Origin of the sequence: Agrobacterium sp. Ap1 (assembly GCF_017313375.1) — a bacterium.
In the GTDB taxonomy this organism is placed as follows: Bacteria; Pseudomonadota; Alphaproteobacteria; order Rhizobiales; family Rhizobiaceae; genus Neorhizobium; species Neorhizobium cellulosilyticum.
This window is the reverse complement of sequence record NZ_JAFLMY010000004.1, coordinates 469,045-483,088: the sequence shown is the minus strand read 5'-3', so window position 1 is coordinate 483,088 and position 14,044 is coordinate 469,045. Positions and strand designations below refer to the sequence as shown.

Annotated in this window: 13 protein-coding genes and 1 tRNA gene; 2 read left to right on the top strand and 12 right to left on the bottom strand. The window is 59.1% G+C overall.

Annotated features, from left to right (window positions below; genetic code table 11):
* Positions 1-46: 46 nt before the first annotated feature.
* Positions 47-1,231 carry an efflux RND transporter periplasmic adaptor subunit gene (locus JZX87_RS11345; RefSeq protein WP_206825478.1) on the bottom strand — a complete coding sequence of 395 codons (1,185 nt, stop codon included), beginning with the start codon at positions 1,229-1,231 and terminating at the stop codon, positions 47-49.
* A 74-nt stretch (positions 1,232-1,305) separates the two neighbouring features.
* Complete coding sequence (locus JZX87_RS11340) at positions 1,306-2,103, bottom strand: alpha/beta hydrolase fold domain-containing protein (protein ID WP_206825476.1); 798 nt, start codon at positions 2,101-2,103, stop codon at positions 1,306-1,308.
* A 138-nt stretch (positions 2,104-2,241) separates the two neighbouring features.
* On the opposite strand from JZX87_RS11340, the gene JZX87_RS11335 reads away from it, so the two are divergent.
* Entirely contained in the window at positions 2,242-3,177 is a 936-nt protein-coding gene (locus tag JZX87_RS11335; protein ID WP_206825474.1) for a LysR family transcriptional regulator, read from the top strand.
* Between the two features lie 20 nt (positions 3,178-3,197).
* On the opposite strand, the gene JZX87_RS11330 is transcribed toward JZX87_RS11335, so the two are convergent.
* From JZX87_RS11330 to JZX87_RS11290, 9 genes are all read right to left on the bottom strand, one after another.
* Positions 3,198-3,917 carry a BA14K family protein gene (locus JZX87_RS11330; protein WP_206825472.1) on the bottom strand — a complete coding sequence of 240 codons (720 nt, stop codon included), beginning with the start codon at positions 3,915-3,917 and terminating at the stop codon, positions 3,198-3,200.
* Positions 3,918-4,039: 122 nt separating this feature from the next.
* Positions 4,040-4,115 (bottom strand) — tRNA-Lys (locus tag JZX87_RS11325).
* Positions 4,116-4,282: 167 nt separating this feature from the next.
* Entirely contained in the window at positions 4,283-5,200 is a 918-nt protein-coding gene (locus JZX87_RS11320) for a PhzF family phenazine biosynthesis isomerase (protein WP_183821706.1), read from the bottom strand.
* A gap of 66 nt (positions 5,201-5,266) precedes the next feature.
* Positions 5,267-6,025: an NUDIX hydrolase gene (locus tag JZX87_RS11315; protein ID WP_206825466.1), complete on the bottom strand. Its 759-nt coding sequence runs from the start codon at positions 6,023-6,025 to the stop codon at positions 5,267-5,269.
* Positions 6,022-7,131: an endonuclease/exonuclease/phosphatase family protein gene (locus tag JZX87_RS11310; RefSeq protein ID WP_206825464.1), complete on the bottom strand. Its 1,110-nt coding sequence runs from the start codon at positions 7,129-7,131 to the stop codon at positions 6,022-6,024. The genes JZX87_RS11315 and JZX87_RS11310 overlap by 4 nt, the downstream gene beginning before the upstream one ends.
* A 50-nt stretch (positions 7,132-7,181) precedes the next feature.
* Positions 7,182-8,210 (bottom strand): ABC transporter ATP-binding protein, encoded by a 1,029-nt coding sequence (locus JZX87_RS11305; RefSeq protein WP_206825462.1) that lies wholly within the window; start codon positions 8,208-8,210, stop codon positions 7,182-7,184.
* Positions 8,198-9,892, bottom strand: a complete 1,695-nt coding sequence (locus JZX87_RS11300) for an ABC transporter permease (RefSeq protein ID WP_206825460.1) — start codon at positions 9,890-9,892, stop codon at positions 8,198-8,200. Before JZX87_RS11300 ends, JZX87_RS11305 begins: the two co-directional genes overlap by 13 nt.
* Before the next feature lie 11 nt (positions 9,893-9,903).
* Positions 9,904-10,884, bottom strand: a complete 981-nt coding sequence (locus JZX87_RS11295) for an ABC transporter substrate-binding protein (protein ID WP_148148458.1) — start codon at positions 10,882-10,884, stop codon at positions 9,904-9,906.
* Between the two features lie 145 nt (positions 10,885-11,029).
* Positions 11,030-12,274, bottom strand: coding sequence for an aminotransferase-like domain-containing protein (locus JZX87_RS11290; protein ID WP_206825458.1), 1,245 nt, complete (start codon positions 12,272-12,274; stop codon positions 11,030-11,032).
* A 199-nt stretch (positions 12,275-12,473) separates the two neighbouring features.
* Here JZX87_RS11290 and JZX87_RS11285 point away from each other — a divergent pair, with 199 nt between their 5' ends.
* Positions 12,474-12,926: an RbsD/FucU family protein gene (locus JZX87_RS11285; RefSeq protein WP_206825452.1), complete on the top strand. Its 453-nt coding sequence runs from the start codon at positions 12,474-12,476 to the stop codon at positions 12,924-12,926.
* 63 nt (positions 12,927-12,989) lie between these two features.
* Here the strand turns inward: JZX87_RS11285 and ilvC are convergent, their stop codons facing one another.
* Positions 12,990-14,009: a ketol-acid reductoisomerase gene (gene ilvC / locus JZX87_RS11280; protein ID WP_206825450.1), complete on the bottom strand. Its 1,020-nt coding sequence runs from the start codon at positions 14,007-14,009 to the stop codon at positions 12,990-12,992.
* Between the last annotated feature and the right edge of the window lie 35 nt (positions 14,010-14,044).

Below are 14,044 nucleotides of genomic sequence, written 5' to 3'. Positions count from 1 at the left end.
GATCGTTTGGTTCAGTGTTGGAAGGGCCGGTCAGCCGGCCCGTTGGTTACTTCGAGGCGAGTTTCGCTTCGTCCTGCGGGTCGACCGTTGCGCCGGGGCGCACGCGCTGCAATCCGTTGACGATGATGCGGTCGCCGGCATTCAGGCCCTTTTCGACGATGCGCATGCCGTCGATTGCCTCACCCAGTTCCACCGGGCGGTAGGCGACGGTATTCTTGCCGTCGACGACGAGCACAAACTTCTTGTCCTGATCGTTGCCGAGCGCCCGTTCACTGACGAGAACGCGGTTCATCGGCTCAGGCTCCCCCATGCGCACCCGCACGAACTGACCGGGGATCAGCCTGCCGCCCGGATTGCCAAACACCGCCCTCACCCGGATCGTGCCGGTACCGGCCGCCACCTGGTTATCGATGAGCTGCAGATGCCCCTTGATGGCTTCTGAGCCGGGAGCCAGCGTTACGATTTCCACCGGAACCTGATCGATTGCCGGCTGGCCATCTGCGAGCGGCAGTTCGGCGAGAGTGCGGGTCACCAGCTGCTCGTCGGCATCGAAGCTCGCATAGATCGGATCGGCGGAAACCAGCGTCGTCAGCGGCGCCGACGCAGAACCGCCCGCAACCAGATTGCCAACCGTTACCTCAATCTTGCCGACACGTCCGGCAATCGGTGCCTTGATTTCGGTGTAACCGAGATTGAGTTCGGCGACACGAAGCGCGGCCTTGGCCGACTGGAGATTGGCCTTGGCTTCGCGTTGCGTGCTCTGCCGCTGCGCCAGATCGCTCTGCGAGATCGTGTTGCGCGAAAGAAGCGTATTGCCCCGTTCAAGTTCGGTTTCGGCATAGGCGAGCTTTGCTTCAGCCGAGGCAACGGAGCCTTCCGCTTCAGCGACTGCCGCCATATAAGGCTCGGGATCGAGGGTCACCAAGAGGTCACCAGCCTTGACCAGCCCGCCTTCACGGAAATGGACGGACTTGACCTCGCCGGCTACGCGCGGACGAACGTCAACGCGATCGACGGCTTCCAGACGGCCGGAAAATTCCTGCCACGTGCCGACCTTGCGGGGCTGCACGGTGGCGACAGTAACCGGAATGGCGGCAGGTGCCACAGCCTCTGCAGGCGAAGCAGCATTGGCGCCGTTCGGCATGTCGAAATAGAAGGCTGCGCCTGCAATAAGCACAGAGGTCGTCAGGCCGGCGCCCAACAGGGCCCAGCGGGGTGTCTTCGATGTCATTGTGAACTCCTTCAGCCTTGGGAAGGGCTGTTATCGTTTCCTGGAACTAGAAATATGGGCAGAAACTGCTGACCTCAGCTCGTCAACTGACGAACGAAGGTCGAAAACTCCGTGCAGAGCCCAGCTAACCAGGCTCCGCCAACGCCGTGATACAGGCCCGTCCAGCCACTGCCGGCGGGCAATACACGCTTGGTGACACTCACCCCTGCCCCGGAAAGCTTGTCGGCATAACCGAGTGCTTCGTCGCGCAAAGGATCGTCGTCAGATGTCATGACCAGCGCCGGCGCGACACCCGATAACCGCGAACACAGACAGGGCGCGGCGTAAGGGTGCTGCATCGAGCAGGCGGAACCGAGATAATGGCTCCATCCGTCCGACCAGCGTTCACGCATGCCGATCTCGTCGGCACCGCGGATCGAGGCCGATGTCATCATCGGGTCGATCATGGGGGAGAGCAGAACCTGCCCGGTAAGCCGGCCCGGCATCTGGTCCCTTGCCTTCAACGCGGCTCCTGCGGCAACATTGCCACCGGCCTCGTCTCCGGCAATCAGCAGGGGCGACTTGCCCTTGCCATAATCATTCAGCTTCTTGCTGAGGCCATAGAGCGCCAAAAACGCGCATTCCATCGCCTTCGGGAATACATTGCCAGAAACTCTCCCGTAGTCGGCTTCGACCACGACCGCGCCGGCGTCTTCAAGAGCGCTGATCACTGGCCGCGGAGCGTTTTCGTCTACTGGCGTCTGAAATGCATCACCCTTCAGGTAGAGCACGACCGGCGGCTTGCCGCCCTGCACATTGCTCTTGTGAATGCGCACGGGGATAGCGGCCTTCCAAGGCCCATCAATCTCCAATGTTTCCCAGCGCAGCGACATAGCGTTTCTTCCGTTTTAGCCACAGGTCTTGCGGCGAATTCGTATTCAGATATTATTGTTCGGGATCGCAAGCGCAATACGCCTCGATCGGCAACACTTTTCCAAATTCATGGATAATCGCGTCGCAAGGAGAATTCCATGGACCAGCTATCGGCAATGCGTGTTTTCGTAAGGGTCGTCGAGACCGGCAATTTCACCCGTGCGGCGACGACGCTCAACATCCCGAAAACCACCGTCACCAACATGGTGCAGGCACTTGAGGCGCATCTGCAGACCACTCTGCTCAACCGCACGACGCGGCGCGTCATGGTGACGACGGACGGCGCCCTCTATTACGAGCGGGCGATCCAGATCCTCGCCGATATAGCCGAGCTCGATGGTAGTCTCTCGAACTCTCAGACACAGCCCAGTGGCCGTGTTCGCCTGGAGATGGCAGGCGCCTTTGCCGACCTCCTGATCATCCCGCACTTGTGCGATTTTCATGAACGATATCCGCTGATTAAGCTCGACATCGGCGTGGGTGACCGGCTGGTGGATTACATTGCAGAAAACGTCGATTGCGCGCTTCGCGGAGGCACCCCGACGGACCAGTCGCTGATTGTTCGAAAGGTCGGAGAAATCGGCATGCATGCCTATGCCGCTCCGCTCTATCTGGAAAAAATGGGCGAGCCGGCGCATCCGACAGACCTCAATAACGGTCACCGCTGTGTCGGATATCTGCAGGCGCCGTCCGGAAAAATCATGCAGATGAGTTTCACGCGCGGCGACGAGGAAATCGAGATCGATCCGAACTACATCGTCTCCGTCAACGACGCCCGCTCCTATCTGGATGCGGCAATCGCCGGTGTCGGTGTCGCCCAGGTGCCGCGCTTCATGGCCCAGAAGGCTTTGCAGGAGGGCAAGCTTGTGCCGATCCTGTCGGATTGGGTCTGTGAGAGTTTCCCGCTCTACATCGTTTATCCCCAGACACGCCATCTCAGCAACAAAGTGCGTGTCGTCGTCGATTGGCTTGCCAAGCGCGTACAGACCTTGAAGGTCGAGGAAAACCGCATGCTCATGCGTGAGGCAAGCTGACGGACAGCCTGCTTTGCGGGTTAGCCGTAGGGAGACGTGCAGGCCCGGCGTGGACCACCGTCGAAAGGCTGGTAGCTATTGTCTTCACTTCGATAGGAGCGGTAGCGCTCGTGGCACCATGCCTCGTGCGTGCCGATAGGCATCGACCTCACGTCTGCGGTCTGCTGCTCCTGTGATGCCATGACGACAGACGACGCTACAGCAATATTCCTCGCTGGCTCACGCCCACCGTCAGCGAACAAGTCCGTTGCCAGCTGGACGGAAGCGGTGTCTATGGCCGGTGACACGCATTCCCTCCGTGGACCGCCGCCATAGGGTTGATAACTGTTATCCTCGACCTGATAGGATCGGTAACGAGCAAGACACCAATCCACATGCCCGGCACCAAGCTGCGCAGTACCCGTCGCGGCGCTATCGACCGGCTGGGCAGCCTCGGCAACATTTTCGGCGATGTCCGGTGTCTTCGAACCCCGCTCCTCGCTACGGGCAAAGGAAGCGGTTTCCACGTCTCCATCGGTCGGCGCGACGTAGGCAGCCACCTGAACGCCTTCGATGCGCTCGTAGCCCTGTTTGGCCGGATCGACGGAAGTCGGCCTGGACGTCCACAAGTCGGGCGTTTCCATGTGGGCGAAATGATACGGCTCGTAGTCTCGGGTGGCATAAGCCACGACAAAAAGGCCTGCGACGAACAGAATCACCGCACATACGATTGTGGAGACAAGAGTAAAAATCGCGCGCACGCCGAGCAGCCCATAAAGATTGGAATTGCCGGTAAAATGCGCGGAAAGCCAAAGAAGTTCCGACCGCCGAAAACTTTGTTTTCAGCGATAAACTATTGTCATATATTTGTTTTAAGAAGAGATGGTGGGTGATGTAGGGCTCGAACCTACGACCCGCTGATTAAGAGTCAGCTGCTCTACCAACTGAGCTAATCACCCGTAACCAACAGCTTCAGTGGCCTGCGCCGTTGGTGTGAGTGGCCGTATAAAGAGCTTCTTTTGGCTTGTCTAGCGGCCAAAATGATTTTCTTTGTGCAACTGCTCAAAAAAATCACCGCTCTCGGTGGAAAGCCTTATTTCGTGGGACTTCCCGCCCTGGTTATTTTTCAGATGTGCAGCATGCCTTCCGCGATCTTCACCGCATGCCCTCCAATACGTGCCTTCGCGATCTCACCACCCTTGGAATCGATATGCAGATGGATGAAGGACGTGCGACCGATTTCCAAGCCTTGTTCCACGATGATCGGATGATGTCCCTCCGGCAAGGCATCGAATTGCTGGATCGCACCCGCCAGCGCGGCAACCGCAGCACCAGTCGCAGGATCCTCCCAGATCCGCATATCTGGCGAAAACATCCGTGCGTGAAATTTCGCCTGATGATGGACGCCGCCCCTGCAATAGACATAGGCTGAAGCGAGCGCACCATCGACGAATGGGGCCACCCGCTCCCACAGGGTCGATTCAAATTCGAGATTCTGCACAGTTGCGAGATTGCGCAGCGGCACGAGCAGAAACGGAACCCCCGCAGTCCAAATCGACAGAGTATGGTTCTCAAACGCCATGTCAGTGGTTTTGACCGTAATCGAATCCGCGATACCTTCACGATCCAGCGGGATGTCTATCCTTACCGGGCGGCGTGGAAGCTCGAACTCGGCGAAGGTCGCCTCCCCCGTCCGCATCCTGATCGCACAGCGAACCGGGCCGACCTTTTCTTCAATCACGGACATAAGATCGAGCTCCGTCACCCCCGGCTCGTGGTCTCGCTCCGCAAGCGCGATGGCCGCACCGACAGTTGGGTGTCCCGCGAAGGGTAATTCTTTTCCCGGCGTAAAAATGCGGATCTGGGCCGAATGCCCGTTCGATTCCGCGGGCCACAGAAAGACCGTTTCCGACAGGTTTATCTCGCGTGCGATCGCCTGCATGGCGTCGTCCGAAAGTCCTTCCGTATCGAATATGACGGCAAGCGGATTGCCGGAAAGTCTCCGATCGGTGAAAACATCGTAGATGGCATAATGTCTTGCCACGACTCCCCTCCCATTCAAGACAGTGCCGCACCCTGCCCGAGCGCGCTTAAGGAAGCAAGCGACAGGCTAGCGGCCTATGCCGGAGAAAAACCAGTCCAAAATTGGCAACATCAGCAGATTATAGTTGTGGGCAATGGGATCTGCAGATCGGATGACGACGACGCCGTCGATCTCCTGCTCCTTGTCACGCGGCATATGCGCCTCAATCCGGGCCTTAATTTCGGACGATGTCACCGGAAAGCGATAAAGCCTGAAAACCACGATGCGGTTATCCTTGTGGCAGGCATAGAAATGCTGATCTGCGTCTGCTTCAGAAAGAGCTAGCCCCGTTTCCTCACGCACTTCTCTCGCCATATTGCCCGCAACATCGAGCCTTCCATCGATGATGTCGCTGAGGTCGAGCGAGCCGGCTGCGCAATAGACTTGCCCCGGATTGGCCGTGCGATCGCTCATACGGATGGCAATGATCGCGCCGTCGGACGAGATGATCACCGCAAAACCGAACAGATGCAGAGCCCCTTCGGGATCAGGCCGCTTGCGCCACCACAGAAGCGTCGAATAGGGAATGACATGAGCTACCCCTCTAATGACGCCCTGATCGTAGGTCAGATGCCGCTGAAGGACCATCTGGCCGTTGAAGAGATGCGGATTGGCGTTGATTTCCCTTTCCCAATTCGCCTCGATTTCAGCCTGATGCACCACGTAGAGGGGATGCGGATCGTCTACCACCGAAAGATCGAAGGCATCGACGCGCACAGGACTTGTAGATGGCGGCCAGATACCTGCAGGCCTGCCAGCTAACCCGGAAGCGAAAGGGGGTGTCATGGGAGGTTTATCTCCACGACCACGGGGCAATGGTCGGATGCCTTGGGCCTGTCCCAGCCGATACGCGGATAGCGCTCCACCTCCTGCCCCGGCGGAAAAATCGTGCGAAACGGTTGACCGTTGCGAATGACATCCGGCACTGCAGCCGGATTATGTTCCGCAAGTGCCGGAGAGAGCCAGAGGTAGTCGAGTTGGCAGAGATGCTGTTCTTCTGGCCCGCGCGCATGATAAAGCGTCCATCGATCCATCACGCCGCGCCGGGTCATGACATTGTGGGCAAAGTCGTCGTGACTGAAAACGTCAAGTGCACTCATCTCCTCCGTCACAGGCTCGAACCGATAGCCGGTGCGGCGGGTGCCGATAACCTTCACTCGCTCCTGATAATCATTCATGTCGCCGCAGATAGCGAAATTCATTCGACCGGTATTCTCCACACCGAATCTTTTCTCGATGATGTGTCGCACGGCCTTCGCTTCTGCGATCCGGAGCGCCATCGTACCGATACGTCCGTCCTTGTTGTCGCGTGCATTACTCATCGATTTGAAATGCACGACGTAGAGCGACAAGCGCTTGTCCCCGATTTTGAGATCCAGCTCCAGGCAGTCGCGTTTGAAAATCTTGTCGGTCGGTCGGCTAGTCAGCTCTAGTTCGTCGTTAAACAGATCGAGATCCTGATAGGTCAGCATCGCGTGGCTGCGGACATCGAGTACTTCTATTTTCTGGCCGCTTCGCGTCTCGTCTCGCATCAGGACCGCGACATCGATGCCGCGCCCATCATTACCCTCAACCAGAAACTTCTGCAGATAGCCATTGCCGACCATGCGGTAGAGATAGCCGTATTCGAAAGCCTGCAATGTCGGCATGTTGTCGACTTCCTGCAGGCACAGGATATCGGCATCCGCATCGGCAATGGCGAGCGCCGAAAGCTGGCGGGTATCATCCGTCTCGGCGATAAGCCGGGCCTGCTCAAGTTGCTCGTACTCCTGTTTGCTGCCCACCTCGAACAGTCGCAGAACCCTGTCCTGGCGCAACTGATTGCGCCAGCCGGAGAAATCGAAACGGGTCATGAGGTTTTCGATATTGAAGGTACCGAGGCGAAGAGACATGCAAATTTCCCTATTGCGACCGGCACATTAGCGGCTCGACAGTTAGCTGGCTACAGCCTCCAGGCCGAGCGGATGATGATCGCCACCATGTCGCCGACCTTAACCGGCTGGCGGCTGAACGCGCGCAGAACCTGCTCGTCGCCGAGTGCCAGTTTCAGCGCGTAACGCTCGCCCTCGAACAGCACGGATGTTACACGCGCAGGCACGCCTTCGCCGGCGATCTCCACATCCTGCGGCCGGATGAGGATATCGGCACAATCGGCGCCATGTGAGCGGCTGAGCAGTTGCTGCAAGACATACCAGTCCAGCTGACGGTTCTCGACCGAGGCTGCCGGCCATGCGACGATCGCCCCCTGCCCGACCAGCCCGCCAACCAGCCGGCCTTCCGGACGGGCATAGATTTCCTGCGGGCTTGCCACCTGCAACAGCCTGCCTTCCGACATCACCGCGACATCCGTCGCCAGCGCCATCGCTTCCGCCTGGTCATGCGTGACATAAATCATCGTCGCGCCGGACCGTTGATGAAACTCGCGGAACGTCTCTTCCATTTCCTGCCGCAGATGCCGATCGAGATTGGCGAGCGGCTCATCGAGCAGAACCACATCAGGCTCCGTCACAAGGCATCGCGCCAGCGCAACACGCTGTCGCTGGCCACCGGAGAGATCAGCGGGGCGGCGATCCGCATAGGCTTCGAGCCTGACCGCCGCGAGCGCCTCCCGGATTTTAGCCGAGCGTCTCTCGCCGGTGACACCGCGAACCTTGAGCGGATAGCCGACATTGTCGGCAACGCTCATATGCGGCCACAGCGCGTAGGACTGGAACACCATCGCCATGTTGCGATGTTCCGGCGCCACCATCTCGCCGGCATCTGCCAGCACTCGGTCACCCAGCAGGATCGAGCCGTCGGTCGGCTGCTCGAAGCCGGCGATCATTCTGAGCACCGTCGTCTTGCCGCAGCCGGAGGGGCCTAGCAATGCGAGAAAACCACCATCGCGAACTTCCAGCGATACATCGTTCACGGCTGGACGGCCGCCGGTTTCGAATGCCTTGGAAAGGCGGTTTAGGATCAGCTTCGCCACGGTACCACACCTTTCGGCAGTCTCTTCGCCATCAGTTCCAGCACCAGCATCATCGCGATCACCATGATGACCACGAGGACGGAAAGCGCTGCAGCGAGATTGAAGCTGCCGCTGTCATCGAGATTGTAAATCGCTACGCCGAGCGTCTGCGTGCCGGCCGACCAGAGGATGGCCGAGACGGTGAGCTCGTTGCAGGCAATGAGAAAGACGAGAATGACCGACGCGCCTGCCGCCGGCGCCACCAGCGGCACCACGATATCCACCAGCCGCCGTCCGAACCCTGCGCCTGCGAGGCGTGCAGCCTCTTCCAGAGACGGATCGAGTTGCCGGAACGCACTCACCACCGGCTTCAGACTGACCGCAAAGAAGCTGGAGAAATAGGCAACGAGAATAATCCAGATCGTGCCGTAGATCGAAATCCCGATGATCGGGATCGGCGCGGCGAAGACCAGGATCAGCGCCACGGCGAGAACGATGCCCGGCAGCGCGTAAGGGATTTCGGCAAGCGCCGAAAGCACCGGCGCCAGCCGGCTTTTCGAGCGCACGAGATAATAGCCCGTCAGCACAGTCACCACCAAGAGACCAAGCGCCGTCGCCAGCGAGAGCGAGACGGAATTGGTGAACGCCGTTCGGGTAATAGACTGCTTGAACAGGACCTCGCGATAGGCGTCCAGCGTTGCGGTCGCCGGTGTCAACGGCACGCCATAGGCAGGCGCCAGCGAGCTTGCAATCAGTGCCGTCAGCGGCATGACGAGGGTGATGAAAATCGCCAGCCACAGCACCAGTTCGCCGATCAGACGCCAGTTTCCAAGCCGGAACATCGCCACCTGCCCTGAGAGCCCGATGACGCGATAGTCGCGCCCGCGCAAAACCCTTTCCTCGACCGTTAGGCCGATGACCGAAAGGATCGCGATGAGACCGGAAAGCAGCGAGACGTCGGCAAAGGTGTTCGTGCCGAAAGCGGCGAATTTCGAATAGATCAGCGTCGGTAGCGTGTAGATCGAGGCCGGAATGCCGAGAATGGCCGGAATGCCGAAATTGCCGACGCAGGAAACGAAAGCGATCGCTGCACCGGCGACGAAACCGGGCAGTGACAAGGGCAGAATGATATCCTTCAGCACCTGCCAGGACGATGCACCTGACAGCCGTGCGGCCTCGACGCCATCACGCGGCAGTGCCAGAAGGCCGGCGCGCAGCGACAGGAAAACCAGCGGCGCATTCTGCACGCCATAGAGTAGCGCAATACCGCCGATCGAATAGAGCGGCTGCGGGCTCCCCAGCGGCGGCGCCATGCCGATGGCCTTCAAAAGCGCGCTCGACGGTCCGGTCATGCCGATCCAGGACAGAGCCGTCACCTGCGGCGGGATCATCGTCGGCAGCATGAACAGGAAACCCAGAGCCGTCTTGCCGCGCACGTCAAACAGTGTCAGCAGCAGCGCAAACCCGCCGCCGAGGATGACGGCCGCGATCATTCCGAGGATTGAGGTGGTGAGCGTGTCATAAACCGCCTGCCAGACGACAGGATCGGAAAGAAGCGCACGCGCACCGCCGTTGAAAAGCGATGAAAAACCGGTCGCGGCAAGCCGTCCGAGCGGCAGGACGCTCAGGAAGAAGATCACCACGACGACAAAGGAAAACAGCCAGCGGGGCTGGCTGTTTCCTCGATTCTGAGATCGGAACATGAGGCCTTATATCAGCCCTTGGTGCCGAAAATATCGGAGAACGTCTTCACGTCCTTTTCCGAGTTCTTCAGCGCGTCCGCGGCGTTGAGCGGCAGAACCTTGATCTTGTCGCGTGCCGGGTAGCCAGCCGGCAGGTCGATGCCGTTACGAGCCGGGATGTAGCCGAGGCCTGCTGCGATCTTCTGGCCATTTTCAGAGAGAAGATAATCGATGAACTTCTTGGCATTGTCCTGATGTTTGGTCGACGACAGGATCGCAGCCGGTTCGGTGACGGCCGAAACGCCTTCCTTCGGGAAAACGAACTCGACCGGGGCGCCCTTTGCCTTTTCGCGGATCGGCATGTAGTCGACGACGACACCATAGGCCTTTTCGCCGGAGGCGACAGCCTTCAGCACGCCACCGTTACCACCAGCGGCAACCGCACCATTGTCCTTCAGCTGCTTGTAATAGTCCCAGCCGAGACCATCGACGGCTGCCAGCGTCTGGGCGTGGATGAGGGCGGCGCCCGAAGCAACCGGGCTCGGCATGGTGACGAGACCCTTGGCTTCCGGTTTGGCAAGATCAGCCCAGCTCGTCGGCTTCATCGCAGCCTGGGTGTTGTACATGATGCCGGTGGTGATCAGCTTGGTCGAGTAGTAGTAACCGTCGGCATCATAGAGCGAAGCGTCGAAATTCTTGGCTTCCGGCGACTTGTAGGCCAAGAGCTGGCCGGCGGCCTTCATGCGCTCAAACGTCACCGTGTCGGCGATCAGCAGAATGTCGGCGACCGGGTTGCCGGCGGCGATCTCGGCGTTGAGCTTCGCCATGATCTGCGGAGTTCCGTCACGCACCCACTCGACATCGACGCCCGGATTGGCGGCCTTGAAGCCGTCAATGGTTGCCTGCGCATCGGCATTCGGCTGGCTGGTATAGACCACCAGGTCGGCAGCGTTGACAACGCCGGCGAGACCGAGCGCGACAAGCGCCGTGAAAGAGGAAAGTAGCTTTTTCATGGGAGAGTTCCTGTTTGAGTTGACGCGCTTAAACACACATTCAACGACACTCATGTGACAGGCTTCGGCCTAAGGCTGAGTTCCGACGAAAAAAGGGCGGATCGCCTGTGGATCCGCCCTTTCCATACGAATTCGTGAGCAGCAATCAGATGATCGGCAGGCTTTCGTGTTCACTTACCGATGCGTGGGCGACCAGACGTCCAAGGCGCTTGATGCCCTCGTCGATCATCTCGTCATTGGCGCAGGAGAATGAAACGCGCAGCGTGTTGGCATTGCTGCCATCCGCATAAAAGGCCTTGCCCGGCACGAAGGCGACCTTTTCCGTCGCAAGTGACTTGGCGAGCAGTTCGGCCCCGTCCATGCCTTCCGGCAGCGTAATCCAGACGAACATGCCGCCTTCCGGCTTCGTCCATGTCGTGCCTTTCGGCATGTATTTTGCCAGCGCAGCGAGCATCGCATCGCGGCGGCCGCTGTAGACATGCTTGATCTTGGCGACCTGCTCGGCAAAGCCGCGGGACGCGACATGTTCGACGGCGATCTGGTTGATCGTCGAGGAATGCAGGTCGGCCGCCTGTTTCATCAGAACCAGCTTGCGGATGACAGGCATCGCGGCAATGACGAAGCCGACGCGCAGGCCCGGAGCCAGCGTCTTGGAAAAACTGCCGCTATAGATCGTGCGCGTGTTCTCGATGCCGCCCTTGCGCGCGATATCCAGAGACAGGATCGGCGGGACTGCCTCGCCGTCGAAACGCAGGTTCTGATAGGCTGCATCCTCGAGGATCGCGATATCCAACTCGTCGGCCAGCGCCAGCAGCTTTTCACGCCCCGCCCGGTCGATCGTCTCGCCGGTCGGATTGGAGAAATCCGCAGACAGGTATGCAAACTTCACCGAACCACCAAGCTTCGACGCCGTATCGCGATAGGCATCAGGCGTCCGGTTGCCGTTCAGCGACAGCTGGTCGTAATTCGGCTCATAGGCATTGAAGGCGGACAGCGCACCGAGATAAGTCGGCCAGGTGACGAGCGCCGTATCCTTCGGAGACAGGAACAGCTTGCCGAGATAATCGAGCGCCTGCTGCGAACCGGAGGTGATGAAAACGTTATCGGCGGAACAGTCGATGCCGATCTTGGCGACGTCCTCGACGATCCAGTCGCGCAGCGGCTTGTAACCCTCACTGACGGAATATTGCAGCGCAGAGTTTACCTGTGTGCTGGAAAAGATATCGGCGTAAGCTGCCTTGAACTCTTCCGCCGGAAACAGAGCCGGATCAGGAATGCCGCCTGCAAACGAGATGATATCGGGCTGTTCGAGCAGTTTCAGCAGTTCGCGGATTTCCGACGCCTTCATCCGACTGGAACGGGTAGCGAAGATATGTTCCCAATCAAGCATGGGGATGTTTCCTGTTATTTCAATTTTATTGCCATCGCTTTACATAAATTCCGACAGGTCAGCAATACTGACCTATCGCCTCATGCGACATTTTTTGTCTCCATGACATTCCGCCAGGGCCGATATTTCGCTGGTGCGCGCCGGCCTTTGCCTGCGATAACGGGCGACGGGACTTGTCCGTGTCTTGGAGGAGAGACGAATGCTGAAAAACCTGGATCCGGCGCTGAGTGCCGATCTTCTTTATGCCCTGAAATCCATGGGCCACGGCGATACGCTCGTGTTGGCCGATGCCAATTTCCCATCCGATTCGATTGCCCGTCAAACGGTGCTAGGAAAGGTGATAAGGATGGACAACATTTCGGCGCCGCGCGCCCTGAAGGCGATCCTGTCGGTCCTGCCGCTCGACACGCCATTGCAACCTTCGGTCGGGCGTATGGAGGTTATCGGCAAGCCGGACGAAATCCCGGAGATCCAGAAAGAGATACAGGCGGAAATCGATGCCGCCGAAGGCCAGCCTGCGCCCATGTATGCAATCGAACGCCACGCCTTCTACGAGACGGCCAAAAAAGCCTATTGCGTCGTCGCCACCGGCGAACTGCGCTTCTACGGCTGTTTCATCCTCACAAAGGGCGTTATTCCGCCCAGGGAATGATGATACGAAGCACCGCGCAGTTATCCCGCGCGGTGTGTTTTCCCTACTCGGTGACCGAGCCGATTAGTTTACGGCCTTGTCGACGAGCTTGTTCTTGCCGATCCACGGCATCATGCCGCGCAGCTTGGCGCCGACTTCTTCGATCTGGTGGCTGTCGTTGTTACGACGGATGCCCTTGAAGCGGGCGCCGCCTGCACGGTATTCCTGCATCCAGTCGGAGGTGAACTTGCCGGTCTGGATGTCCTTCAGGACGCGCTTCATTTCGGCCTTGGTTTCTTCCGTGATGATGCGCGGACCGGTGACGTATTCGCCCCACTCGGCCGTGTTGGAGATCGAGTAGTTCATGTTGGCGATGCCGCCTTCATAGATCAGGTCGACAATCAGCTTTACTTCATGCAGGCACTCAAAATAGGCCATTTCAGGCGCATAACCGCCCTCGACCAGCGTCTCGAAGCCAGCGCGGATCAGTTCGACCAGACCGCCGCAGAGAACAACCTGCTCGCCGAAGAGGTCGGTTTCGCACTCTTCCTTGAACGTCGTTTCGATGATGCCCGAGCGACCACCGCCAACGCCACAGGCGTAGGAAAGAGCGAGCTCAAGTGCGTTGCCGGAAGCGTTCTGGTGGATTGCGACGAGGCAGGGAACGCCGCCGCCCTTCTGGTATTCGCCGCGAACCGTGTGGCCGGGACCCTTCGGTGCGATCATGACGACGTCGATCGATGCCTTCGGCTCGATCAGGCCGAAATGAACGTTGAGGCCGTGAGCGAATGCGATCGTTGCACCGTCGCGGATGTTGGCGGCGATTTCATCGCGGTAGATGTCGGCCTGCAGCTCGTCCGGAGTTGCCATCATCATCAGGTCGGCCCAGGCGGCAGCCTCGGCAACGGTCATGACCTTGAAGCCGTCGGCTTCGGCCTTCTTGGCGGTGGCGGAACCGGCCTTGAGAGCGATTGCCATGTTCTGCGCACCAGAATCCTTCAGGTTCAGCGCGTGTGCGCGACCCTGCGAACCGTAGCCGATGATGGCGACCTTCTTCGACTTGATCAGGTTGAGGTCGGCATCACGATCATAATAAACGCGCATCTTAAATTCCTTCCCTATGCGAGTGTTTGTTTCAG

What these genes read in the sequence shown, in the direction of transcription:
- JZX87_RS11340 (WP_206825476.1), bottom strand. Translation starts at nt 2,103, where the DNA reads ATGTCGCTGCGCTGGGAAACATTGGAGATTGATGGGCCTTGGAAGGCC.
- JZX87_RS11290 (WP_206825458.1), bottom strand. Translation starts at nt 12,274, where the DNA reads ATGCTTGATTGGGAACATATCTTCGCTACCCGTTCCAGTCGGATGAAG.
- ilvC (WP_206825450.1), bottom strand. Translation starts at nt 14,009, where the DNA reads ATGCGCGTTTATTATGATCGTGATGCCGACCTCAACCTGATCAAGTCG.
- JZX87_RS11310 (WP_206825464.1), bottom strand. Translation starts at nt 7,131, where the DNA reads ATGTCTCTTCGCCTCGGTACCTTCAATATCGAAAACCTCATGACCCGT.
- JZX87_RS11285 (WP_206825452.1), top strand. Translation starts at nt 12,474, where the DNA reads ATGCTGAAAAACCTGGATCCGGCGCTGAGTGCCGATCTTCTTTATGCC.
- JZX87_RS11335 (WP_206825474.1), top strand. Translation starts at nt 2,242, where the DNA reads ATGGACCAGCTATCGGCAATGCGTGTTTTCGTAAGGGTCGTCGAGACC.
- JZX87_RS11300 (WP_206825460.1), bottom strand. Translation starts at nt 9,892, where the DNA reads ATGTTCCGATCTCAGAATCGAGGAAACAGCCAGCCCCGCTGGCTGTTT.
- JZX87_RS11315 (WP_206825466.1), bottom strand. Translation starts at nt 6,025, where the DNA reads ATGACACCCCCTTTCGCTTCCGGGTTAGCTGGCAGGCCTGCAGGTATC.
- JZX87_RS11345 (WP_206825478.1), bottom strand. Translation starts at nt 1,231, where the DNA reads ATGACATCGAAGACACCCCGCTGGGCCCTGTTGGGCGCCGGCCTGACG.
- JZX87_RS11295 (WP_148148458.1), bottom strand. Translation starts at nt 10,884, where the DNA reads ATGAAAAAGCTACTTTCCTCTTTCACGGCGCTTGTCGCGCTCGGTCTC.